The organism is Pseudomonas sp. PSB18, assembly GCF_014596565.1.
GTDB lineage: Bacteria > Pseudomonadota > Gammaproteobacteria > Pseudomonadales > Pseudomonadaceae > Aquipseudomonas.
Map to the genome: position 1 here is coordinate 99,993 of NZ_NOIN01000012.1, position 23,993 is coordinate 123,985.

Here is a 23,993-nt window from a genome sequence, read left to right on the forward strand (position 1 = left end):
TTGCTTGAAGCTTAGACGGTGGTTTGCGTGGGGGAGGGGAAAATTGTGGACAGGCCGGCACCCTGAAATCCTGTAGACACCATGAAACCCCTGTGGCGAGGGGATTTATCCCCGCTGGGGCGCGAAGCGGCCCTAAAACAGTCGATTAGATCTGCCTGATGTATCGAGGTAGTCTGGTTTTAGGGCCGCTGCGCAGCCCAGCGGGGATAAATCCCCTCGCCACAGCTTCAGAGCCATATGGCGTCCCACAACGGGTAATCGCCAATACGATCCACCAGCCCTGCACGAAGCGGGTTGGCAATGATGTAGCGGGCGAAGGGCAGCAGGTCTTCGTTGTCGCGGATCGCACGGTCGTGGAAGCCGCTTTGCCAGAGCGGGCCGGACGCCCCGGTCCGACTGTTGACGCTGTGTGTGCATCGAGCTTTTGTGGCACCAATGACTCGACTCAGAGGGGTATTGTTGATTTGAACCAGCCAATGGAAATGATCCGGCATCACCACCCAGGCCAAGGACTTGACCTGGCCCGAGTCATGGGCTCGTTTAAATTCAGCGACTAACAATCTTCCAACGTTCCAGTCAGCGAATATTGGGCGTCGTCGATGAATGACAGCCGTTACCAGGTAGCCGCGCCCTTGCTCCGAACAGCGACCTTGGCGCAAGCGATGGGAATTGGGGCGTGGATGCATTCCTTGCTTCCCTGTGAGAGAGGTGTCAATGCAGCCTAGCCGTGCAAGTGTTTCCACGAGGCTGAGACGTGTGAATGAAAATTCCGAAATCTGCGTAGTCCCCTGTGGCGAGGGGATTTATCCCCGCTGGGCTGCGCAGCGGCCCCATCCCCAAAGCACTCAATCTGTCTGACACACCGAATCAGCAGGTTTCAGGGCTGCTACGCAGCCCAACGGGGATAAATCCCCTCGCCACAGGGGGGGCGGTGCTCATAAACCCCTTGTAAACCCAGTCAATACATCTCCAAAAAGCCCACTTTTGCTGCGGCTTATCCCTGAATTTCCAAAGTTTTACAGTGAAACTCTCTATCCTTGGCTTTTTATACTGCACGACCCACCGATCTTGACGTTCTGGTTTGCGGGACGGTCTGTCCACGAGGCAGGCCCGGTTTCGGCAAGGTGGCAGGCTTATCGGCCTGTGGCCTTGGGAACCCGGTGGATAATCCAATAACAAAACGGAGTTGTATCCCTATGCCTGTCGGCAATCATCTGCCCCCTGGCGAGACCGCTCAGGGCGGTCCGCTCAAACGTGAACTCGGCGAACGGCATATCCGCCTGATGGCGCTCGGCGCCTGCATCGGGGTCGGGCTGTTTCTCGGTTCGGCCAAGGCCATCGAAATGGCCGGTCCGGCGATCATGCTGTCCTACATCATCGGCGGCCTGGCGATCCTGGTGATCATGCGCGCCCTCGGCGAGATGGCCGTGCACAATCCGGTGGCCGGCTCGTTCAGCCGTTATGCCCAGGATTACCTCGGCCCGCTGGCAGGTTTTCTGACCGGCTGGAACTACTGGTTCCTGTGGCTGGTGACCTGCGTGGCGGAAATCACCGCGGTGGCGGTGTACATGGGCATCTGGTTCCCCGACGTGCCCCGCTGGATCTGGGCCCTGGCCGCACTGGTCAGCATGGGCTCGATCAACCTGATCGCGGTCAAGGCCTTCGGCGAGTTCGAATTCTGGTTCGCCCTGATCAAGATCGTGACCATCATCGCCATGGTCATCGGCGGCGTCGGCATCATCGCCTTCGGATTCGGCAACGACGGCGTGGCCCTGGGTATTTCCAACCTCTGGACCCATGGTGGGTTCATGCCCAACGGGGTGCAGGGTGTATTGATGTCCCTGCAGATGGTGATGTTCGCCTACCTGGGCGTGGAGATGATCGGCCTGACCGCCGGTGAGGCGAAGAACCCTCAGAAAACCATCCCCAACGCCATCGGTTCGGTGTTCTGGCGGATCCTGCTGTTCTATGTCGGCGCGTTGTTCGTGATCCTGTCGATCTACCCGTGGAACGAGATCGGCACCCAGGGCAGCCCCTTCGTGATGACGTTCGAGCGCCTGGGCATCAAGACCGCCGCCGGCATCATCAACTTCGTGGTGATCACCGCTGCGCTGTCGTCCTGTAACGGCGGCATCTTCAGCACCGGGCGGATGCTCTACAGCCTGGCGCAGAACGGCCAGGCCCCGGCCGGTTTTGCCAGGACCTCGGCCAACGGCGTACCGCGCCGGGCGTTGCTGCTGTCCATTGCCGCGTTGCTGCTGGGCGTGTTGCTCAATTACCTGGTGCCGGAAAAAGTCTTCGTCTGGGTGACCTCCATCGCCACCTTCGGGGCGATCTGGACCTGGGTGATGATCCTGCTGGCCCAGCTCAAATTCCGCAAAGGCCTCAGCGCTTCCGAGCGTGCCGCCCTGAAATACCGCATGTGGCTTTACCCGGTCAGCTCGTACCTGGCGCTGGCCTTCCTGGTGCTGGTGGTGGGGCTGATGGCGTACTTCCCGGATACACGGGTGGCGCTGTATGTGGGGCCGGCGTTTCTGGTGCTGTTGACGGTATTGTTCTACACCTTCAAGTTGCAGCCGACGGGTGAGGCGCAAGGTGCGGTGAGTTCGGTTCAGTGAGGTGATAGATCCGGCGAGGCTATTGTCAGGCTTGACGGTAGCCTCGCTCGATTCCGAATGATCGAGCGCTAACGCAATGACGTCTCCCGCAGCCACCGTGGAATGGCCGAGCGTTGTTCGTTCAGGTGTGTCCCTGATGTCACTTCGAAACTGGCCTGGTTATCAGTGGCGGAGCTACCTCCGACGTATACCGTGAATGTCCCGGACTCGACAACCGGTAGATAATCGGTATCGAGCGACGCGAAGTCGTCTTGATCGAGCGTGAACCCTACGGTTTTTGTTTCCCCTGGCGCCTTGGAGAAACCACGTAGCGTGCGGACGGGCCGTGTGACGCTCGCGACATTCTGGCGCAAATACAACTGCACCGTTTCGTCACCGCCTCGTTGACCGCTGTTGCGAACGTTCACCTGTACGTTCAGCGTTTCATTGAAGGCCAACCGCTGTTTACTGAGGATCGGGGTTTCATAGGTGAACGTGGTGTAGCTCAGGCCGTGGCCGAATGGATAGAGTGGTGTCCACTGTTCATCCAGGTATCCGGAGGCATACGGGTTGGTTATGCTCGGTGGCCGTCCGGTATTTTTATGGGCGTGGTAAATCGGAATCTGTCCCACCGATCGTGGGAATGTGATGGGAAGCTTGCCGCTGGGGTTAATATCGCCAAACAGCACGTCGGCAACCGCGTGGCCCGTCTCCGAACCCAGAAACCAGGTTTCGAGAATCGCAGGCGCTTGTTCGTCCACGGCGGGGAGGGTCAGTGGCCGGCCATTCATGAGTATGACCACCACAGGTTTGCCCGTGTTGGTCAGTTCCCCGAGTAACGCATTCTGCGTTCCAGGCAAGCCGAGGGAGGTGCGACTGCGGGCTTCACCGCTCATGTCTCCGGTTTCGCCAAGCACGGCGACGATCACGTCGGCGTCGCTCGTCACCTGTTCAATTTCCTTCATGACTGGAATGTCGCTGTTCTCAGGAGAACCCATGGGCAGGTAGTTAATCTCCGTTGCGGGTGATACAGCGCGCTTTATACCCTCCAGGACGGTGATCGAATCTTCGGCATGTCCATCTCCGTACCAGGGGCCCAATGTCGATTGCGCATCGTTTGCCAGGGGGCCGACGACGACGAGCTTGCGCAGATTTTTAGACAGCGGCAGCAACGCTCGGTCGTTTTTCAGCAACACAATGGATTTTTGCGCGGCTTCCCGTGCCAGCGCACGGGTGTGAGAGGTCAGAAGTAGAGCCCGCTCTCGGGCCGGATCGCTATAGCGATAAGGATCTTCGAATAACCCCAGCCGCTGTTTTGCCAGTAGCACCCGTCGTACTGCATCGTTCAACCGCTCCTCTGGAACCTGACCGCTACGTATCAAAGCCGGTAATTGGGAAACGTAGTCGACACCGACCATGTCCACATCGACTGTCGCATTGAAGGCCCGCAGGGCGGCCGCTTGGGACGTCGAAGCGACGCCGTGCTGGATCAGTTCATGGATACCGGCGAAATCGCCGACGACGAGCCCTTGGAACCCCCACTCCTTGCGCAGTTTATCCTTCAGCAATCGTTGGCTGGCGTGCATGGGGGTACCGTTTACCTCGTTGAATCCCGGCATGATCGCATCGACGCCAGCCTGTACCGCGGCACGAAACGGCGTGAGATAGACCTCCTCGAGCGTACGTTCGGATATATCGGAAGTGTTGTAGTCACGCCCACCTTCCGCGGCACCGTAACCGACGAAATGTTTGGCGGTAGAAAGCATCTTCTCCGTATTGGGAGCGTCCTCACCGCGAAAGCCGCGGACGCGTGAAGCCGCCAGCGCTGAGGCCAGAAATGGATCTTCACCGGCACCTTCGACCACTCGCCCCCAACGGGGGTCCCGGGTGATGTCCACCATGGGGGCGTAGGTCCAATGCACACCTGCGGCCGTTGCTTCTACGGCGGCTGCCCTTGCGGTACGTCGCGACAGGTCCGGATCCCAGGCCGATGCCTCGGCCAACGGCACGGGGAAGACGGTGCGGAATCCATGGATCACATCGAAGGAAAACAACAGTGGAATATGCAGACGCGAGCCTTGCACGGCCTGCTGCTGTACTTTTCGGGTGTTTTCCGCGCCATACACTCCGAGCACCGAACCAACATCCGCGACGTCAGGGAGGCGCAGGCCTTTGGTGTCGATCATCGGGCCAGTGGCCGTGAGTTGCATGCCCAGTTGAGTCAATTGGCCGGCTTTTTCTTCGAGCGTCATCTGCCCAATCAACTGTTCGATAAAGACCCTCTTATTTCTATCCGGGTCGTTATCGCCGCTTGTGGGTTCCAATCCGATCATGACAAGCAGTGTACCAACCAGGGTGGCTATAAAAAGATGGTTCATGGTGTCGGACCCTTCGCAGGCGACGTCAGGTGGGCACCGGATACATCTTCTTCGCGGCTGATGGAGGTTCGGTGGTGTGGTACTGGTAAAGCCAGGTTTCGGTAAGCGTCTCGCCTTCGAGGCTCAGATACAGGCGCATTTCGACCGGCTCGCCCGGCTCGACACTCAAATCGAATTGCGCGTACCAGCGACCGGCTCGTCCGTCTGGGACTATTCCCGAAAAAATATTCGAAAACGTCCCTCTGGAGGCCCAGAGCACGGCTTCGGGTCTTTCGCTCGGGGAGAGTTTTTCCAGCGGCGCGCCTGAGAATTCGACGAAGAACTTGCGTACGCCCTTGGGTCGCGGCCGGCCCGCCAGGCCTCCATTCCCCAGGCGTGTTGCCACGCAGCGTGCGAGGCTGGAGGGATAGGGTTCTTCGGACAGCCAATGCAGCCGATATTTGAAACGGTATTGATTACCAGCCTCGGCGGGCTCTTTGGGGACCCACATTGCGACGATATTGTCGTGAATCTCATCGTCAGTCGGGATTTCCACCAACTGTACGCTGCCGGCTCCCCAGTCCCCCAATGGCTCGACCCACAAGCTGGGACGGCGTTCATAGTGCACCCCGTCCAAGTAATGGTCGAAAGAGCGATCTCGCTGGAGCAGCCCGAAACCTCGGGGATTATTATCGGAAAATGCGGAGGCCATGGTGCGCGAGGGGTTGTTAAGCGGTCGCCAGATATGTTCACCCGCTCCTGTCCATAGCGCCAATCCGTCAGAGTCGTGCACTTCAGGACGCCAGTCGAGAGCGGCGGGCTTGGTCGTTTCGCCGAACCAATACATTGATGTCAGCGGTGCGATACCGAACCGATCGATATTCTGGCGTAGAAACAGCGCCGCCTCGACGTCCATCAGCACACCCTTGGTGCGGTTCAACACAAAGCGATAGGCACCACACAGACTGGGGCCTTCAAGCAACCCATACAGCGTCATGTTGGCTTGGCGATCGTCGGTGGGTGTCTCGATCCAGAATTGGGTGAAGTCCGGGAATTCTTCGGCCATGCCCGCCTGTGCGACATTCAGCGCTATTCCCCGTGCTGAAAGACCGTATTGGTACTGCTCTCCAATGGCCCGAAAATAGGAGGCTCCGACGAACGCCGCCCAATCGTTCTGCTTCCAATCAAGATCCTTTTGCTTGCCCAGACGGCTTTCCTGAAAACGCAAACCGGCAAATCCTATATTGGAGGCCAGTGCCTGGGCCGGGCTGTCGGTGGGCATATCGAAGAGTGATTTGTTGTAAGGGATTTCAAGGGCGACGCCGCCGGCGACGACGTGTATTTTGACCGGAATACGAAAGAACTCTCCGAGATGGAAGAAGGTGATGGGGTACAGGCCGGGCCCGTTGGCAAAAAGCGCACGTGTGCTGTCGAATCGAATCTTCTCCAACGCCTCGTAATCGATGTTCGACAGTAGGTGCTCGGGGATGGCGGTCGACTTGACATAGGGTTTGAGCGCCGTTGCTTCGGCGAGCAGGATCAATGTGTCGAAGCTGAAGGGAGTCGAGGTGTCGGGCGTCACGTCGCTGGCAAACGCGGGGGTAGGCAGGGGCAACGAGGCCAATGCTGCACAGAGCGAGGTGAAGCTCACGAGATCACGGCGGGTCAACACGGTATCGTCCCTGCAATTGAACATCTGAGGGGATGTTCAATTGCAGGGACGCAGCCGTCTACTGTCAGAGTTGACAGGTGGAGAGGTCCGAAACCTCGGCTGATAGAGGCATGGGGGGGCTAATGCCAGTCAGTTAAGTCACAAACTGTGGGAGCACAGCTTGCTCGCGATGGCGGTAAATCAGTCAGCAACAATGTTGACTGGCCTGTCGCTATCGCGAGCAAGCTTTGCTCCCACAGACTTTGCGCCGTTTGATCCTTAACTGACTGGTATTAGCCTGGGGGCTCCGTTAACGGTTACGCAACCCCCACCTCCAAAGGCTCAAAACTGTCCGCCCGCGCCATCTGCCACATCCGCGAATAAAACGCGCCATTGACCTCGCCCGTCAGCAACTCCCCCGGTTTGAGAAACACATGCAACTGGGAAAACAGCTTGATCTCGGTCGCGGACATCCGTCGAACCAGGTGCTTGGGTTGCAACTGCGAAGGGTGTTCGAGGCCGGCGGCGGCGAGCATTTCCGCCAGGGCCTTGAGGGTGTTGCGGTGGAAGCTGTAGACCCGCTGGGCCTTGTCCGGGACGACCAGGGCGCGCTGGCGCAAGGTGTCCTGGGTGGCGACGCCGGTGGGGCATTTGTTGGTGTGGCAGCTTTGCGACTGGATGCAGCCGATGGCGAACATGAAGCCCCGGGCGGCGTTGGCCCAGTCGGCACCGATGGCCAGTACGCTGGCGATGTCGAAGGCGCTGACGATCTTGCCGCTGGCGCCGAGCTTGATCTTGTCCCGCAGGTTCAGCCCCACCAGAGTGTTGTGAACGAACAGCAGGCCCTCGCGCAGCGGCGCGCCGATGTGGTCGGTGAACTCGACCGGTGCGGCGCCCGTGCCGCCTTCCTTGCCGTCCACCACGATGAAGTCGGGCAGGATGCCGGTTTCCAGCATGGCCTTGGCGATCCCCATGAACTCCCAAGGATGACCCAGGCAGAACTTGAAGCCCACCGGTTTTCCACCGGACAACTCACGCAACTGCTGTACGAACCGCATCAACTCGATGGGGGTGGAGAACGCACTGTGGCAGGACGGTGAAATGCAATCCTCACCCATGCGGATGCCGCGGGTCTCGGCGATTTCCCGGGTGACCTTGTGCTTGGGCAGAATCCCGCCGTGGCCGGGTTTGGCGCCCTGGCTCATCTTGATCTCAATCATCCGTACTTGTGGGGTGCGGGCCTGGGCGGCGAAACGCTCCGGGTCGAAGTGGCCGTCCGGTGTGCGGCAGCCGAAGTAGCCGCTGCCCAGCTCCCAGGTCAGGTCGCCACCGTGTTCACGGTGGTAGGGGCTGATGCTGCCTTCGCCGGTGTCGTGGGCGAAGTTGCCGAGCTTCGCCCCTTGGTTCAATGCCCGGATGGCGTTGGCGCTCAGGGAACCGAAGCTCATGGCGGAGATGTTGAACACCGAGGCCGAGTACGGCTGGGTGCACTGCGGGCCGCCGACGGTTACGCGAAAACCGCTGGGGTCGCTCAGCGGAGCCGGGCGCATGGAATGGCCGATGAATTCGAAACCGGCCTGGTAGACGTCGATCAGGGTGCCGAAGGGTTTGTCGGCGCTTTCGTTCTTGGCCCGGGAATACACCAGTGAGCGCTGGGCGCGGGAGAAGGGCAGGGCGTCGCTGTCGGATTCGAGCAGGTATTGGCGGATCTCCGGGCGAATGCCTTCGACCAGGTAGCGGATATTGCCCAGGATCGGATAGTTGCGTCGCACAGCGTGGCGTTTTTGCAGCAGGTCGAACAACCCCAGCAGGCTCAGCAGGCCTGTCACCAGCGCGATCGGCCAGAGCCAGTCATGCGCAAGGAACGGCAGGCTGGCGAGGGTGAACAGCACACAGCCGGCAAAGAAGGCGTAACGGCTCAGTAGAGACAGGCTCATGCAGTTTCCTTGGGGTAGGGGCGAAGGGCTGTGGCGAGGGAGCTTGCTCCCGCTGGATTGCGAAGCGATCCCGAAGGCGGCTGCTTCGCACCCGAGCGGGAGCAAGCTCCCTCGCCACGGGGATCGGGGCATTTTGCGCTGGTGGCGAAACGCTGGGCAACCGGTGATGAGAGGATTTCATGTGCTGAGGGCTTATCTGTGGCGAGGGGATGAATCCCCTCGCCACACGGTCACTCTTTCACAGATAAATCGATGTCACCCCGCCAACTTCATCTGCCGCACCGGCAACTCGACCCGGAACGTCGTGCCCACCCCCACTTCGCTGCGCACGGTGATCTCGCCGTTGTGTTTCTTCACGATGCCATAGGACAACGACAGTCCAAGCCCCGTGCCCTGGCCGATGGGTTTGGTGGTAAAGAACGGGTCGAAGATTTTTTGCAGGGTTTCCGGCGGGATGCCCGAGCCGTTGTCGGCGACTTCGATCCATACGGTGTCGCCGTCGACGCCATTGCGCAGGGTGATGGTGCCGCGTTCGGGGCCAATGGCCTGGGCGGCGTTGACGATCAGGTTCATGATCACCTGATTGATTTGCGACGGCAGGCATTCGACTTCTGGCAGCGGGCTGTACTCCTTGACCACATCGGCCTTGTACTTGATTTCGTTGGCCACGATGTTCAGCGTCGAATCGATGCCCTGCTGCAGGTTCGCCATCTGCCATTCCTGGTTGGAGTCCACGCGGGAGAAGTCCTTCAGGTCCTTGACGATCTGTCCGACCCGGGCGATGCCGTCCTTGGATTCCTTGATCAGCAGCGGAATGTCCTCGACCAGAAAGTCCAGCTCCACCTGCTCGCGCAGCTTGGTCAGGTACAACACCAGCTCCGGCGAGGCGATGGCTTCCTCGGCGTTGCCGTAGGCCAGGAGCATTTCCTCCAACTTGTTGAAGTAGCCGTCCAGCGCGCCCAGGTTGGAAGAAATGAAACCGATGGGGTTGTTGATTTCGTGGGCCACGCCGGCTGCCAGTTGCCCCAGCGACGCGAGTTTTTCCGATTGCACCAGTTGGGTTTCCAGCATCTTGCGCTCGTCGATTTCCATCTGCAGCAAGGTACTGGCCTGTTTGAAGGCCTGGGTGCGTTGCTGCACCAGTTCTTCGAGTTTGTTCATTTTCAGTTGCGCGCGGGAGGTCATTTCCCATTTGGTGGTGAGGGTGTTGGCCATCTGCTGGACTTCGATGTTATCGAAGGGCTTTTTCAGGATCAGCAGGCGGTCGTGGCCGTTCAGTCGATCCAGCAGTTCGTCCCAGGAATAATCCGAGTAGGCCGTGCACACCACCACCTGCAACTGCGGGTCGCACTTCCACAGTTCCTCGATGGTCTTGGCACCGTCCCAGCCCTCGGGCATGCGCATGTCTACGAAAGCCAGGGCATACGGGCGGTCTTTAGCCAGCGCCGCCTGCAATTTGCTCAGGCCTTCCTGGCCGCCATAGGCCGAGTCGAGCTCGAATACCGTGCCGACCGGTTTCGGTGCTTCGCCAAACAGCGCGCTTTCCATGTCCTGCAGGTCGGCGTTGCTGTCGTCCTCGGGGGTGAGAATCTTGCGAAAATCCTCATGAATGGCGGGCGTATCGTCGATCAACAGGATGCGCCGGTTACTTAAATTGTTCATGAATCGTCTTCCGCGAGTTTCAGGGGTACGTGCAGCACAAACGTCGCTCCCTTGCCGGGTCCCTCACTGTGGGCAGTGAGGCGGCCGTTCATTTCGATGGCAGCCGTTGCACAGCTGTGCAGGCCGAACCCGTGGCCTTCCTTGCGTGTGGTAAAACCGTGGGCAAAGATACGTGTCATGTTTTCTTCCGGGATACCTTCACCCTCGTCCTTGACGCTGATCTGCAACGTTTCGTCATTTACGACCGCCGCACTCAGGGTCATGTTCCGCGCATGATTCGAGACCCCGGCCATGGCGTATTTGGCGTTGCTGATCAGGTTGATCAGGATCAGCAACAAGCGGTGCTTGTCGCCCATGATCCGCGGCAAGTTGCCGTACTCCTTGATCACCGTCACATGGTGCCGGGTCAGGGCGCCGGAGTTCATGCGCAGGGCATCTTCAAGCAGTTCGCTGACCACCAGCGGTTCCACCAGGCTGTTGGCTCCAGCATAGGATTGCTGCGTGGAGACGATGTCCTTGATGTGGTCCACGCTCTTGCTCAACTGGGTCAATTCATCGATCAGGCTCTGCTGCTCGACCGCGATGGCCTCCACCAACTGGTTGAGATAACCGGGCAGCAGCTTGCCTTTCTCGTCTTCGCTGAGGAAGTGCCCCAGGTCATGGGCGTGGTCGTTGATCAGGCTCATTGCCTTGCCCAACCCCAGGGACTTGCTGCTACGCAACTTGCGACTGACCAGGTCAGCGGAGATGTTCACGCTGTTGAGCACATTGCCGACGTTGTGCAGCACGTTGGTGGCGATTTCCGCCATGCCGGCCTGGCGGGCGGTGTCCATCAACTCGCTCTGGGTATCCTTGAGCTGGCGGGTGCGCTCTTCGACCCGTTGTTCCAGTTCGTCGTTGGCGGTTTGCAGGGCTTTGTTGACGCGCTTGATCTCGGCAAAGCTGCGTATCAGCCGGATGGCCAGCCAGATCAATATCAACACCAGGAGGGTGGCGAACACCAGCAGGTACACGTGATTGCGCTGATACTTGCTGGCGGCTATTTCCTGGTCCTTCTCGATCAGTTGGGTGATGGTGTCCAGATGATCGGAGACGGGAACAGCTTCGATGCCCTCCAGCAACTCGTTGACCCGCGGCTGCTCTCGCAGGATCAGGGCGATGTGCCGGCTCAGGATGTCGATGGAGTCATGCAGGCCCACCGGCAGGCGCTCCTTGTTGACATCGAGGCGGTTCAGGCCAAGCAGGACCTCGGCGGCCATTTCGCGGGTGGTGAGCAGCGAGAACTCCATGCTGCTGAGCAGCAGGTCGTAGGTGTCGATGGCGACACTCTGCAACTGCAGTTTGTCCTCGTCGGACAGCTGGGCGAACTCAGCCTGGATGTCGTCCTCGGCGGTGGGCAGGAACGCCAGGGAATTGCGCAGCACCGCATTGTGGGACTTGAACTGTTCCACCAGGCGGGTCTTTTCCTTGATAGCCTTGAGGTAGTCGTCGCGCTGGGTCTCCCAGAGCGAGGGCGCATGGCGACCCGGCTCCGATTCAATGGCGTCGAGGCGTTGCCAAAGACGTGACATTTCATGCAGCGGGGAAACCAGCGGGTCGTAGTTGTGGCTCAGGGCGACCCGGGATTTGAGCACTTCGTTGTCCCAGATGGCGTCCTGCTGCTTGAGCAGGCGGATCAGGTCCCGGGACTCGATGTACGAAGCAGCCTGCTGGGCACTGGAATTGACGTACATGAACAGCAGGACCGAGGCGAGCAGGGCGCCGATGACGAACAGGCCGAAGCGGCGAAGGGCCTTCATAGTGGCTTGCCCTCGTGTTCGCCGGTCAGGGTCTTGAGGAATTCGACGATCAGCTCCGTATCGTTCTTCAAGGGCTCACGGCCCAACTGGTATTTGAACATCACTTCCACCGCGCGCTCGAGGGTCGGTGCGGACCCGTCGTGGAAATACGGCGCGGTGACGGCCACGTTACGCAGGCTGGGAACCTTGAAAACCTGACGGTCGGCATCGTCGCCGGTGACGTTGAAGCGACCCTCATCGACATGGGTGGGGTTGCCCCGGTCCCCGATGTAGTCGCCCATGACGCCGAACTTCTGGAACATGTTGCCGCCAATGTTCACGCCTTGATGGCAAGCGATGCAGCCATATTCCTTGAAGCGCTGGTAACCGAACTTTTCCCGAGGGCTGAGAATGTCGGTGTTGCCCAGCAGGTATTGGTCGAAGCGCGAGTTGGGCGTCAGCAGGGTGCGCTCGAAATCGGCCAGGGCACCCTGGATGTTAGGCTGGGTGACGCCGTCTGGATAGGCGCTGGCGAAATCCTTGGCATAGCCCGGATCCTCGGCGATACGCTTGACCACCGCTTCCCAGGTATTGCCCATTTCGGTGGGGCTGATCACTACGGCGTGCACCTGGTCTTCCAGGGTATCGACGCGGCCGTCCCAGAACTGGTGGAAGTTCAGGCTGGCATTGAACACGGTGGGCGTATTGACTTCCACCGGTTTGCCATCGAACCCCAGGGAAAACCGTTTGTCGTCGGCGCCGCTTTTGTCCAGGTGATGGCAACTGGCGCAGGACAGGGTGTTGTTGACCGACAGCCGTGGGTCAAAGAACAACCGTTGGCCCAGCTGGACGCGCTTGGGGTCCAGGGCCGGCACGGGGGGCAGCGGTTTGAGCGGCTCGTCCAGTGGAGCGGCGTGAGCAGCCACGCCCAAGCCCATGAGCAGGCCGAGAGCGAGTAACAGTCCAGATGACGCCATCGGATGCTTCCTTGAATCTTTTGATTGATGGGTGTTTCACGAAAACGGATTCGGACGTCGCTCCCACTCGGCCATCCACTGGACAAAGGCCAGCGGTTCCACTGCCTTGCTGAAATAGTAGCCTTGGGCCTCCTCGCACTGGTGGGCCTGGAGAAACTCCAGCTGCTCAAGGGTTTCCACACCTTCGGCGATGATGTGCAGGTTCAGCCCCTTGCCGAGGTTGATGATGGTGCTCACCAGCTTGGCGTCATTACTGTCGATACTCAGGTCGCCGACGAATGACTGGTCGATCTTCAGCACATCCACCGGAAATTTCTGCAGGTAGCTCAAGCTCGAATAGCCGGTGCCAAAGTCGTCGATGGCCAGCCGGATCCCCTGTTGCTTGATGGCCTTGAGGATGGCGACGGTGGTATCGATGTTCTGCATCAACACGCTTTCAGTGATCTCCAGTTCTAACTGTGTCGGATCCAGTCCGGTTTCCTTGAGGGTGCGGGCGATGCCTTCGACGAAGCCGCGTTGACGAAAGTCGATGGCCGAGACGTTGACCGACAGGTACAGCGGCCGCATGCCTTGGGCCTGCCAGGTGCAGGCTTGCTGGCAGGCTTCCTGGAGCACCCATTGGCTCAATGGCACGATCAGTCCGCTGTCCTCGGCCACCGGGATGAAATCCGATGGAGGGACCAGTCCCTGACCCGGCCGGTTCCAGCGCACCAGAGCCTCGACGCCGACCACCTTGCCACTGCGCAGGTCCAGCTTGGGCTGGTAATGCAGCACGAACTCCTTGCGTTGCAGGGCCAGTCGCAAACCGGATTCGATGGTCTGTTGCTGTCGGGCCCGACGGTTCATGTCTTCGGTGAAAAAACGGTAGTCGTTGGGGCCGGTTTCCTTGACGTTGCGCATCGCCGTCTCGGCTTTCTTGATCAGCGCCACGGCGTCGAAGCCGTCGGCCGGATACACGCTGACTCCCAGGCTTGCAGTGACGCTCAGGTCATGGCCATCGATGGGTTGGGGCGAGTTGATGGCTGCCAGCAGTTTTTCCGCCACGCCCTTGATCTGCTGTGGGTCGGCGATGTCCCCCAGCACCACCACGAACTCATCGGAACCGTAGCGAAACACTGAGTCGGATTCACGCACCACCGTCGCCAGCGTACGGGCCACGCGCTTGAGCATTTCATCACCCACCGGATGGCCGAGGGCATTGTTGATGCGCTTGAAGCGATCCAGGCCGATGAACATCACCGCCAGTTGCCGGTCATGGCGCCGGCACTGGGCCATGGCCTGGGTCAGGCGATCACCGAGCAACATGCTGTTGGGCAGTTCGGTGAGCACGTCGTATTGCAGCAGGTGGGACACCTTGAGCAATTCCTGGACCCGCTCCTCGATCGTGCGCTCCAGGCTGCGCATTTTTCTCGCCGCATCCTGGGCCAGTTGCCATTTCCAGGTCATGGCGCTGGCCATCTGGCGGATTTCCAGGGTGTCGAAGGGTTTTTTCAGGATCAGCAGTTGATCGTCGAACTCGATGCGTTCGGCCATGGTTTCCCAGGTGTAATCCGAGAAGGCCGTGCACAGGGCGATTTGCAAGCGCGGGTCGGCTTGCCACAAGCGCTCGATGGTTTGCAGGCCGTCCCAGCCCGGCGGCATGCGCATATCGGCGAACACCAGCGCGTAGGGCTGGCCTTCGGCCTGGGCGCGCTTGACCAGCTCCAGGGCTTCTTCACCCTGATAGGCCGAGTCGATCTGAAATTGCAGTCGGCTGACCTGGGGCGTTCCGAACAACAGGCTCTCGGTATCGTCCAGCGAATCATCGCCGCCGTTGCCGGGGCTGAGGATCTTGCGAAAGTCCTGATGGATGGCCGGTGTATCGTCCACCACCAGGATCCGCCGGTTGGCAGGTACCGACATGGGGTTCATGGGTTGCTCTCCGATAGCTGGCTCGCCGGCCGGGTCCAGTGATCCACCACGGGAACGATGGTACCGGCCTTGAGCAGTTCGGCGGCCTGGCCGCTGTCCACCGCCGTGCTGAAGTAATGCCCCTGGGCTTGCATCGCTCCGCCGGTGGACATCAATGTGGTGCGTTGTTCCTGGGTCTCGACGCCCTCGGCGATGATGCCGATGCCCACGTCCCGGGCAAAGTTGATGATCGCCCGCAGGGTCATGGCGTTGTCAGGGTCGTCGTTGGCGCTGTCGAGCAGGCGCTGGGCGAGCTTGAGATGATTGACCCGGTAGGTCTTGAGGTAATCGAACGAGGAGTACTCGGTGCCGAAATCATCGATGGCCACCTGAACCCCCAGCTCACACAGGCGCGGCAGTACGTCGTTGTGGGTCCATTTGGTCTGGGCGAGGGTGGCTTCGGTGACATCGAAGCGCAGGTCCCAGGGGGCCAGCTCCCAGCGGGCGGTGGTGCGCAAGACGTCGTAGATCAGTTCCGGCCCGGTCTTGAGCTGGGTCAGGGACAGGTCGAGGGCGATCACCGGCGGCGCCATGCCCTGGTCGCGCCACTGGCGCATCTGTTGGCAGGCCTGGTCCAGTACCCAATGTCCGAGGGCAATGATGATCCCGGTTTTTTCGGCCGCCGGCATGAACGCCGACGGCTCCAGCCAACCCCGTTCGGGGTGCTTCCAGCGGACCTGCACGCCCATGCCCAGAATCTTGCCGGTGCCGAGGTCGACTTCCGGCAGGTAATGCAGGTGCAGCTCGTGGTTCTCGATGGCCTGGCGCAGGTCGTTGGTCAGGGCGACCCGGTCTGTCACCTCCTGGTTGATCTCCTCGTTATGGAAGTGGTACTGGTTGCGGCCTTTTTCCTTGGAGCGATACAGGGCCATGTCGGACTGGGCCATCAGGCTGTCGGCGCTCTGGCTTTCTGGGGTGTACAGGGCGATGCCGATGCTCACGGAGATCCGTACGTCGTTGCCGTCCAGGGAGTAGGGCGCCACGAGGGTGTCGCGGATCTTGGCCGCCAGGGCGGCGCATTGGGTGGGTTCGTGGACATCCAGTTGCAGGATGGCGAACTCGTCGCCGCCCAGGCGCGCGACCACGTCGTTTTCCCGGGTGCAGCCCTTGATGCGCGCGGCGACTTCCTGCAGCAGCAGGTCGCCGATGGGATGGCCCAGGGTGTCGTTGATCCGCTTGAAATGGTCCAGGTCCAGGTAGAACATCGCGAACGCCGGCGCCCCCCGGCGCGCAGCGGCGAATGCCTGGTGCAGCCGTTCGATCACCGTGGCGCGGTTGGCCAGCCCGGTCAGGCCGTCGGTACGGGCCAGCAGGGCGATTTTTTCCTCGGCCAGCTTGCGCTCGGTGATATCCAGGATGATGCCTTCCACCTCCAGCAACAGGCCTTGTTCGTTGCGCACCGGGATGTAGCGGTTCTCCACCCAGCGGCACGTACCCTCGCCGGTGCGCATGCGGAATTCGATGGACGCCCCGGCCATGTCCCGATCCAGTACCCGGACCATGGCCTGGTCGATCTTGGACTGGTCATCGGGATGGATCAGCGCCTGCGCCCAGTCCGGTGAGTTGACCAGTTGCGCCGCGACATGACCGAACTTGGTGATGTTGTGGGAGATGTACATCAACGGAAACGGTGGTTCGCCGCGCAGACGATAGAGAATGGTCGGGCTGTTCTGCACGATGATGTTGGCGTCGGCCAGTTCCCGGGTGCGTTCCTCCACGGCCTGTTCGAGCATGTCCATCTTCAGCGCCGCGTCTTCGGTCATCTGCCATTTGACGGTCAGGGTGCTGGCCATCTGGCGGATCTCGATGGCGTCGAAGGGCTTTTTCAGGATGAGCAGGCGGTCGCCCAGTTCGAGGCGGTCGGCGATGTCTTCCCAGGAGTAATCCGAGTAAGCGGTGCACAGCGCCACTTGCAGCTTGGGGTCGGCGCGCCACAGCCGTTCGATGGTTTCCAGGCCATCCCAGCCAGGGGGCATGCGCATGTCGATGAAGGCCATGGCATAGGGAAGCCCTTGGGTCAGCGCTGTCTCGACCTTGTTCAAGGCTTCCATGCCCTGGAAGGCCGAATCAAGCACGAAACTCTGGGTAGCGACCGCGACCGGTGCGCCGAACAGGGCCTCTTCGGCACTGCTCAGGTTATCTTCGGCAGGTGCCTGGGGGCTGAGGATCTTGCGAAAATCCTCATGGATGGTCAGGGTGTCGTCGACAATCAGGATTCGCCGATTGGCTTTTTCCAGGGGCAGACTCATGGCCGTGCACCGAGGTGATGCTGACTACAGAACCGTGGGTACATCTGATATCCCTTTCGCTGGCATGAGTATTCTGGCCTGTACTTGGCCCTTCATGGGGTACAGCATAGTCGTCTGATCGGGATGCGCTTGGTCAGCGATGGCAAATCGTGTCTAAATTTACGCAATCTACTAGCCTGTCTTTTGGGGGTAAGGTAGAACGGTGGTCGTCTTATAGGAGGGGGTAGTAATGGAAGATCAATCGCCGGACGTTCCGGTTACGAAGCCGACGGTGCTGTTGGTCGATGACGAAGAGTCGATTCTCAATAGCCTGCGTCGGTTACTGCGCAGCCAGCCCTATGAAATCCTGCTGGCCGACAGCGGTGCCAAGGCCCTGGAAATCCTCAAGGAACGGCCGGTCGACCTGGTGATGACCGATGCGCGCATGCCCAACATGGACGGTGCGACGCTGCTGGCCCAGATCCGCAAGCTCTATCCGTCGACCCTGCGCATCCTGCTCACCGGCTACGCCGATGTGGACATGATGACCAAGGCCATCAACGAGGGGGGGCTGTATCGTTACCTCAGCAAGCCCTGGAACGACGACGAACTGGTGCAGGCCTTGCGCCAGGCCCTGGCCCACCAGCATTCCGAAAGCGAACGCCAGCGCCTCGAAGCGCTGAACCGCGAGCAGAACCAGCAACTCAAGACCCTCAACGCCACCCTGGAAAAGCGCGTGGCGTCACGTACCGCCGAGCTGCAGCAGACCGCCGACATGCTCGACCTGGCCTATGAAGAGCTCAAGCGCAGCTATGTGACCGGCACCGAGGTGTTCTCGCTGATCGCCAACCTGCGCCTGCCCAAGGCCAAGCAGACCAACCGGCAAATCATCGAACTGATCCGGGTCTACAGCCGGCTGCACTTTCTCGACGAGTCCACCGACCGCGACCTGACCATGGCCGCGGCGCTCTACAACATCGGCAAGCTGAGCTGGACCGATAACATGATGGTCACGCCGGCCGACCTGCTGCATCACAACGAATTGGACCTGTATCGCTCCTATCCGAAGCAGAGCGAATCGCTGCTGATGACCCTGGACCCGATGAAGGACGCGGCGCGAATCATTCTCCATCACCAGGAGCGCTGGGACGGCAGTGGTTTCCCCGATCACCTCAAGGGCGAGGCGATCCCGTTCGGTTCCAGGCTGTTGAAGCTGGCGGTGGACTTCATCGAGTTGCAGCGCGGGTTGATTCTCGAACGGCAGATGAACAGCGACGAGGCGCTGGTCTACATCCGCAAATACGCCGGCAAGCTGTACGACCCGGACATGGTGGAGGACTTCATCAAGGCGTGTGGCGAGTACCTGGAAGACGTCACCTTGTCCGACCCGACGGTGAAAGTCATGACCACCCGGGAACTGGAATCCGGCATGGTCCTGGCCCGCAACCTCAACGCCGACAACGGCATGTTGCTGCTCAATGCCGGCAAAGTATTGAGCGGCCCGTTGGTGGAGAAACTCATCGCCTTCGAAGCGATGGAAGGGGCCCGGTACAGCGTGTTCGTCAAGATCCCCGAGGAGGCGCTGGATCCTTCGGCACCGAAGCCGATGTTGGGGTGATCCAAGCCTGACTGGCGACTCGAATCCCCTGTGGGAGCGAGCCTGCTCGCGAAAGCGGAGTGTCTGATGTTGAGCAGTCAACTGATACACCGCTATCGCGAGCAGGCTCGCTCCCACAGGGGTGGTGTCGTGCCTGTACAACTGGGGTAGGCTTTGCTCCAGTCTCTGTGGTCTGTAATCTCCCCGGCATTTTTCCGCCAAGGCCAATCATTCATGACCACTCCCCTCATCCACATCGCCGCCGCCCTGCTGATCGGGCCGGACGGTCGAACCCTGCTGGTGCGCAAGCGCGGTACCCAGGCCTTCATGCAACCGGGCGGCAAGATCGAGCCTCATGAGCAACCGGTCCAGGCCCTGGCCCGGGAGCTGGAAGAAGAGCTGGGGCTGATAATCGATCCGGCACAGGCTCGCTACCTGGGCCCGTTCAGCGCGCCGGCCGCCAACGAGCCGGGTTTTGTCGTCCAGGCGCAGGTGTTCCTGCTGGACATCGATGCTGCGGTTTCCCCCGCTGCCGAAATTGAAGAGGTTCGCTGGATCGACCCGGCCGGCGACGGCGGGTTGTCGTTGGCACCATTGACAGGCGAGGTGATCCTGCCGTTTTATCGGGCTACAGAGCTTTCGAACCCGTGCCTCAAGGATTGACCCCATGATTCCCTTGCCGGACCTGCTGGTTTTTGCCGCCGCCGCGTTGCTGATGGTGCTCACGCCCGGCCCGAACATGATCTACCTGATTTCCCGTTCGATCTGCCAGGGCCGCAAGGCGGGGGTTACCTCCTTGCTGGGGGTGGTGGCGGGGTTCTTCGTGCATGTGTTCGCGGCGGCGGCAGGGCTGACGGCGGTCTTCCTGGCCGTGCCCATGGCCTATGAGATCCTGAAATGGGCCGGCGCGTTGTACCTGTTGTGGCTGGCCTGGCAAGCCGTGAAGCCAGCGCGCGTTCGCCGTTCCAGGCACAGCAGTTGCCTGCGGACTCGACGCGCAAGCTGATCACCATGGGCTTTCTCACCAGCGCCCTGAATCCGAAGATCGCCGTGTTCTATCTATCGGTATTTCCCCAGTTCATCAGCCCGGAACACGGGTCGCTGTTCACCCAGAGCCTGATCCTCGGGCTGACCCAGATCAGCGTCAGTTTCAGCGTCAACCTGTTGATCGCCCTGTTCGCTGCGGGCATTGCTTCGTGGTTCGTTCATAACCCCACCTGGTTGGCGGTGCAGCGTTATTTCATGGGGTTTGTGCTGGGTGCGCTGGCGCTTCGGCTGATGCTTGAGCAACGGCGGGCCGCGTGAGCATCCGACGGCTGCGGGCTGGTGATGCTCCGGCCTATCGCGAGCTGATGCTCCAGGCCTACGGACTGCATCCGCAGGCGTTCACCTCCAGCGTCAGCGAACGGGCGGCGATGCCCATGAATTGGTGGGAGTCTCGCCTGACCAACCGGCTTGACGTGGTGCTGGGGGCGTTCATCGAGGGGGAACTGGCCGGTATCGTCGGCCTGTCCCTGGAGCCCCGACAGAAAGCCCGGCACAAGGCGACGCTGTTTGGCATGTACGTTGTCGATACCCATCGTCACCGTGGGCTTGGCCAGCAACTGCTGGAGGCCGCGCTTGACGAAGCCCGTCGCCATACCTTCCTGCGCCTGGTGCAACTGACCGTCACGGCGGGCAACGATCCGGCGCTCAAGCTCTATCAACGCTGCGGTTTCGTGCTCTACGGCCTGGAGCCGATGGCGATACGGGTGGATGACGAGTATCTCGACAAGATCCACATGTGGCGCGAGCTCTAAGGCGCCATCGCGAGCAGGCTCGCTCCCACATTTGGATTTTTGTGCATACAGAGATCCAGGCCGACACAGCCCCCTGTGGGAGCGAGCCTGCTCGCGATAGCGGCGCCCCGGTATCACCGAACGGCACTGACCCCATCGAGCGTGGAGAACGAGGTGTCCTTAGCCGTCAACAGGAAGTCGCGCATGTACGGTGCATCGAGCATGTCGGTGCGGACTGCAGCGTACAGCGTGGCGAACAGGCCTTTCTCTCCCAGCCGCTTGGCTTTCACATAACCCCGTGAGCTGTATTCGTGCAGGGCCCAGTGGGGCATGCCGCAGACGCCACGGCCGCTGGCCACCAACTGCATCATCATCACCGTCAGTTCAGACGTGCGGACCTGGGCCGGTTCGATGTCGGCCGGCTCGAGGAAACGGGTGAAGATGTCCAGTCGATCCCGTTCCACGGGGTAGGTGATCAGGGTTTCGCTAAGCAGGTCTTCGGGCACGATATACGGTTTGCTTGCCAGCCGATGCTGGTTGGCCACGGCGAGCATCGCTTCGTAGGTGAACAGCGGCACGTAGGTGATGCCCGCCAATTCCAGCGGGTCGGACGTCACCACCAGATCCAGGTCGCCACGGGCCAGGGCCGGCAACGGGGCGAAGGCGAAGCCCGAGGCCAGGTCCAGTTCGACTTCCGGCCAGGCATCGCGGAACTGGTCGATGGTCGGCATCAGCCACTGGAAACAGCTGTGGCATTCGATTGCCATGTGCAAGCGCCCGGCGGTGCCTCCGGCCAGCCGCGCGATGTCCCGCTCGGCGCTGCGCAGCAACGGCAGGGTGGCATCGGCCAGTTGCAGCAAGCGCAGCCCGGCGCTGGTGAATCGCACCGGTTTGGTCTTGCGCACGAACAACTGCATCCCCAGGCGTTCTTCCAGCTCCTTGAACTGGTGGGAGAGGGCGGACTGGGTCAGGTGCAGGCGTTCGGCGGCTTCTACCAGGCTGTCGGCTTCGCGCAGGGCGTGCAGGGTCTTGAGGTGGCGGAGTTCAAGCACCGGAATGGCTCCATGAGTAAAACTTGTGATCAACACGAAAAGGTTGAGTTTGTCTCATGTAGGGTCGACTGTCGACAATGGCGTCATCTTTTACAGGAGGACTCTTACCATGGCCCTGGCCCACACCCTTGGTTTTCCCCGCATCGGCGCCGACCGCGAACTGAAGAAAGCCCTCGAAGCCTACTGGAAGGGCGACCTGGCACCGACCGCGTTGCAGAGCGTCGGGCGCGAGCTGCGGGCCCGGCACTGGCAAGTGCAGAAAGACGCCGGGATCGACCTGCTGCCGGTGGGGGATTTCGCCTGGTACGACCAGGTGCTCGGCCACACCCTGACCCTGGGCGCGGTTCCGGCGCGGTTTCACAACACCTTGAACCCGCAGGGCCGACCGACCCTCGACACCCTGTTCGCGATGGCCCGTGGCGCCACGCCGGCCTGTTGCGCTGCCAACCACGGCCAGGCACAACACGCCCAGGAACTGACCAAGTGGTTCGACACCAACTACCACTACCTGGTCCCGGAGTTTTCCGTCGACCAGACCTTCGCCCTCAGTTGGGAGCAGTTGTTCGATGAAGTGGATGAAGCCCATGCCCTGGGGCATCGGGTCAAACCGGTGATCATCGGTCCGCTGACTTATCTGTGGCTGGGCAAGGCCAAGGGGCGGGATTTCGACAAGCTCGACCTGCTGGAACGACTGCTGCCGGTCTACGGTGAAATCCTCAATCGCCTGAAGGCCCAAGGCGTGGAGTGGGTGCAGATCGACGAACCGATCCTCACCCTTGACCTGCCCCTGGCCTGGCGGAGTGCCTTCGAACGGGCCTACCACATTCTCCAGTATTCGCCGCTGAAGAAACTGGTGGCGACTTATTTCAGTGGTCTGGAAGACAACCTCGGCCTGGCCGTGAGCCTGCCGGTGGACGGTTTGCACATCGATGCGGTACGCGCGCCGGAGCAACTGGGCCAGGTGCTGGACCGTCTGCCGACCTACAAGATTCTCTCGGTGGGCCTGGTCAATGGCCGTAACGTCTGGCGCTGCGAACTGGAACAGGCGCTGGCGCAGTTGCAACCGGCCCAGGAGCGCTTTGGCGACAACCTCTGGGTCAGTACATCGTGCTCGTTGCTGCACAGCCCGGTAGACCTGGAGCGTGAAGACCGGGTCGACCCCGAGCTCAAGCGCTGGCTGGCCTTCGCAGTGCAGAAGTGCGGTGAAGTGGCGGTGCTGCGTGACGCATTGAACGATCCGCAAGCCCCTGGTGTGCAACAGGCGCTGGCCGCCAGCCGCGAGGTACAGGCGAGCCGCGCCGCCTCGACGCGTATTCACAAACCCGAGGTCCAGGCCCGTCTAGCGGCCATCAAACCCCAGGATAGCCAGCGGCGTTCGCCGTTTGCCCAGCGCATCGAACGGCAGCGGGCACGCCTGAAACTGCCGGCCTTTCCTACGACCACCATCGGCTCTTTCCCGCAAACCCCGGCGATTCGCCTGGCGCGTCAGGCCTACAAGCAGGGCAAGCTGTCGGCCAACGATTATCAGGACGCCATGCACACCGAAATCCGCCACGCCGTGCAGATCCAGGAACGCCTGGGTCTGGACGTGCTGGTCCATGGCGAAGCCGAGCGCAACGACATGGTGGAATATTTCGCCGAGCAACTGGACGGCTATGCCTTCAGCCGTTTCGGCTGGGTGCAGAGCTACGGTTCGCGATGCGTGAAACCGGCAATCATCTACGGCGACATCAGCCGGCCGAAGCCTATGACCGTCGACTGGATCCGCTACGCGCAAAACCTGACCGACAAAGTCATGAAGGGCATGCTCACCGGCCCCGTGACCATGCTGATGTGGTCGTTCCCCCGTGAAGACCTGCCGCGTCGGGTCCAGGCGCAGCAACTGGCCCTGGCCCTGCGTGACGAAGTGGTGGACCTGGAAGCGGCCGGGATCAGCATCGTGCAGATCGACGAGGCCGCATTCCGCGAAGGCCTGCCGCTGCGGCGCGGGCAATGGCAGGAGTACCTGGACTGGGCGGTGGAAGCCTTCCGCTTGAGCGCGTCGGGTGTGTGTGACGAAACCCAGATCCACACCCACATGTGCTACAGCGAATTCAATGACGTGATCCAGGCCATCGCGGCCATGGATGCCGACGTCATCACCGTTGAAACCTCACGCTCGGACATGGAACTGCTGGAGGCTTTCGAAGCGTTCGACTACCCCAACGACATCGGCCCGGGCGTCTACGACATCCACTCGCCACGGGTGCCGGACACTGCCGAGATCGTCGGGTTGATGAGCAAGGCCCTGAAGCGGATTCCCGCCGGGCACCTGTGGATCAACCCCGACTGCGGCCTGAAGACCCGGGCGTGGCCGGAAACCGAAGCGGCGCTGGTGAACATGGTGGCGGCGGCGCGACAGTTGCGAGGGCAGTGGGCCTGAGTAACTG

At 60.9% G+C, this 23,993-nt stretch carries 15 protein-coding genes and 1 pseudogene; 6 read left to right on the forward strand and 10 right to left on the reverse strand.

Going from position 1 to position 23,993, the window contains the following annotated elements:
• Positions 1–227: 227 nt before the first annotated feature.
• Positions 228–686, reverse strand: a complete 459-nt coding sequence (locus CGA22_RS23395) for an REP-associated tyrosine transposase (protein WP_041022704.1) — start codon at positions 684–686, stop codon at positions 228–230.
• 510 nt (positions 687–1,196) lie between these two features.
• Here CGA22_RS23395 and CGA22_RS23400 point away from each other — a divergent pair.
• Positions 1,197–2,618 carry an amino acid permease gene (locus tag CGA22_RS23400; RefSeq protein ID WP_041022703.1) on the forward strand — a complete coding sequence of 474 codons (1,422 nt, stop codon included), beginning with the start codon at positions 1,197–1,199 and terminating at the stop codon, positions 2,616–2,618.
• 68 nt (positions 2,619–2,686) lie between these two features.
• Here CGA22_RS23400 and CGA22_RS23405 read toward each other — a convergent pair whose 3' ends face one another.
• The 8 genes from CGA22_RS23405 to CGA22_RS23440 all read right to left on the reverse strand — a co-directional run bounded on the left by CGA22_RS23405 (position 2,687) and on the right by CGA22_RS23440 (position 17,158).
• The gene (locus tag CGA22_RS23405) at positions 2,687–4,975 is read right to left on the reverse strand and encodes a glycoside hydrolase family 3 N-terminal domain-containing protein (RefSeq protein ID WP_223194901.1); all 2,289 of its coding nucleotides are present in this window, start codon (positions 4,973–4,975) and stop codon (positions 2,687–2,689) included.
• A gap of 25 nt (positions 4,976–5,000) precedes the next feature.
• On the reverse strand, positions 5,001–6,569 hold the full coding sequence (locus tag CGA22_RS23410; RefSeq protein ID WP_223194908.1) for a glucan biosynthesis protein: 1,569 nt from the start codon (positions 6,567–6,569) through the stop codon (positions 5,001–5,003).
• A gap of 353 nt (positions 6,570–6,922) precedes the next feature.
• The gene (locus tag CGA22_RS23415; RefSeq protein ID WP_041022702.1) at positions 6,923–8,542 is read right to left on the reverse strand and encodes an FMN-binding glutamate synthase family protein; all 1,620 of its coding nucleotides are present in this window, start codon (positions 8,540–8,542) and stop codon (positions 6,923–6,925) included.
• A gap of 255 nt (positions 8,543–8,797) precedes the next feature.
• Complete coding sequence (locus CGA22_RS23420; RefSeq protein ID WP_041022701.1) at positions 8,798–10,204, reverse strand: ATP-binding protein; 1,407 nt, start codon at positions 10,202–10,204, stop codon at positions 8,798–8,800.
• Positions 10,201–12,003, reverse strand: a complete 1,803-nt coding sequence (locus CGA22_RS23425) for a DAHL domain-containing protein (protein ID WP_041022700.1) — start codon at positions 12,001–12,003, stop codon at positions 10,201–10,203. Before CGA22_RS23425 ends, CGA22_RS23420 begins: the two co-directional genes overlap by 4 nt.
• Positions 12,000–12,959 (reverse strand): cytochrome-c peroxidase, encoded by a 960-nt coding sequence (locus tag CGA22_RS23430; protein ID WP_041022699.1) that lies wholly within the window; start codon positions 12,957–12,959, stop codon positions 12,000–12,002. The genes CGA22_RS23425 and CGA22_RS23430 overlap by 4 nt, the downstream gene beginning before the upstream one ends.
• Positions 12,960–12,995: 36 nt before the next feature.
• Complete coding sequence (locus tag CGA22_RS23435) at positions 12,996–14,870, reverse strand: putative bifunctional diguanylate cyclase/phosphodiesterase (RefSeq protein ID WP_041022698.1); 1,875 nt, start codon at positions 14,868–14,870, stop codon at positions 12,996–12,998.
• A complete protein-coding gene (locus CGA22_RS23440) occupies positions 14,867–17,158 on the reverse strand; it encodes an EAL domain-containing protein (protein WP_041022697.1) in 2,292 nt (763 codons plus the stop codon). The genes CGA22_RS23435 and CGA22_RS23440 overlap by 4 nt, the downstream gene beginning before the upstream one ends.
• 229 nt (positions 17,159–17,387) lie before the next feature.
• Between CGA22_RS23440 and CGA22_RS23445 the strand changes: the two genes are divergently transcribed.
• The 4 genes and pseudogenes from CGA22_RS23445 to CGA22_RS23460 all read left to right on the forward strand — a co-directional run bounded on the left by CGA22_RS23445 (position 17,388) and on the right by CGA22_RS23460 (position 20,533).
• On the forward strand, positions 17,388–18,755 hold the full coding sequence (locus CGA22_RS23445; protein ID WP_041022696.1) for an HD domain-containing phosphohydrolase: 1,368 nt from the start codon (positions 17,388–17,390) through the stop codon (positions 18,753–18,755).
• Positions 18,756–18,968: 213 nt separating this feature from the next.
• Positions 18,969–19,397 carry an NUDIX hydrolase gene (locus CGA22_RS23450; RefSeq protein WP_041022946.1) on the forward strand — a complete coding sequence of 143 codons (429 nt, stop codon included), beginning with the start codon at positions 18,969–18,971 and terminating at the stop codon, positions 19,395–19,397.
• Positions 19,398–19,401: 4 nt separating this feature from the next.
• Positions 19,402–20,039: pseudogene (locus CGA22_RS23455) on the forward strand (LysE family translocator).
• Positions 20,036–20,533 (forward strand): GNAT family N-acetyltransferase, encoded by a 498-nt coding sequence (locus CGA22_RS23460; protein WP_041021593.1) that lies wholly within the window; start codon positions 20,036–20,038, stop codon positions 20,531–20,533. The pseudogene CGA22_RS23455 and the gene CGA22_RS23460 overlap by 4 nt, the downstream one beginning before the upstream one ends.
• A gap of 113 nt (positions 20,534–20,646) precedes the next feature.
• Here CGA22_RS23460 and metR read toward each other — a convergent pair whose 3' ends face one another.
• Positions 20,647–21,564, reverse strand: a complete 918-nt coding sequence (gene metR, locus CGA22_RS23465) for a transcriptional regulator MetR (protein WP_139645131.1) — start codon at positions 21,562–21,564, stop codon at positions 20,647–20,649.
• Positions 21,565–21,673: 109 nt separating this feature from the next.
• Between metR and metE the strand changes: the two genes are divergently transcribed.
• Positions 21,674–23,986, forward strand: a complete 2,313-nt coding sequence (metE, locus tag CGA22_RS23470) for a 5-methyltetrahydropteroyltriglutamate--homocysteine S-methyltransferase (protein ID WP_041021592.1) — start codon at positions 21,674–21,676, stop codon at positions 23,984–23,986.
• Positions 23,987–23,993 lie beyond the last annotated feature (7 nt).

Coding starts and splice junctions, on each gene's coding strand:
- CGA22_RS23395 (WP_041022704.1), bottom strand. CDS start 686: ATGCATCCACGCCCCAATTCCCATCGCTTGCGCCAAGGTCGCTGTTCG.
- CGA22_RS23400 (WP_041022703.1), top strand. CDS start 1,197: ATGCCTGTCGGCAATCATCTGCCCCCTGGCGAGACCGCTCAGGGCGGT.
- CGA22_RS23405 (WP_223194901.1), bottom strand. CDS start 4,975: ATGAACCATCTTTTTATAGCCACCCTGGTTGGTACACTGCTTGTCATG.
- CGA22_RS23415 (WP_041022702.1), bottom strand. CDS start 8,542: ATGAGCCTGTCTCTACTGAGCCGTTACGCCTTCTTTGCCGGCTGTGTG.
- CGA22_RS23420 (WP_041022701.1), bottom strand. CDS start 10,204: ATGAACAATTTAAGTAACCGGCGCATCCTGTTGATCGACGATACGCCC.
- CGA22_RS23425 (WP_041022700.1), bottom strand. CDS start 12,003: ATGAAGGCCCTTCGCCGCTTCGGCCTGTTCGTCATCGGCGCCCTGCTC.
- CGA22_RS23430 (WP_041022699.1), bottom strand. CDS start 12,959: ATGGCGTCATCTGGACTGTTACTCGCTCTCGGCCTGCTCATGGGCTTG.
- CGA22_RS23435 (WP_041022698.1), bottom strand. CDS start 14,870: ATGAACCCCATGTCGGTACCTGCCAACCGGCGGATCCTGGTGGTGGAC.
- CGA22_RS23440 (WP_041022697.1), bottom strand. CDS start 17,158: ATGAGTCTGCCCCTGGAAAAAGCCAATCGGCGAATCCTGATTGTCGAC.
- CGA22_RS23445 (WP_041022696.1), top strand. CDS start 17,388: ATGGAAGATCAATCGCCGGACGTTCCGGTTACGAAGCCGACGGTGCTG.
- CGA22_RS23450 (WP_041022946.1), top strand. CDS start 18,969: ATGACCACTCCCCTCATCCACATCGCCGCCGCCCTGCTGATCGGGCCG.
- metE (WP_041021592.1), top strand. CDS start 21,674: ATGGCCCTGGCCCACACCCTTGGTTTTCCCCGCATCGGCGCCGACCGC.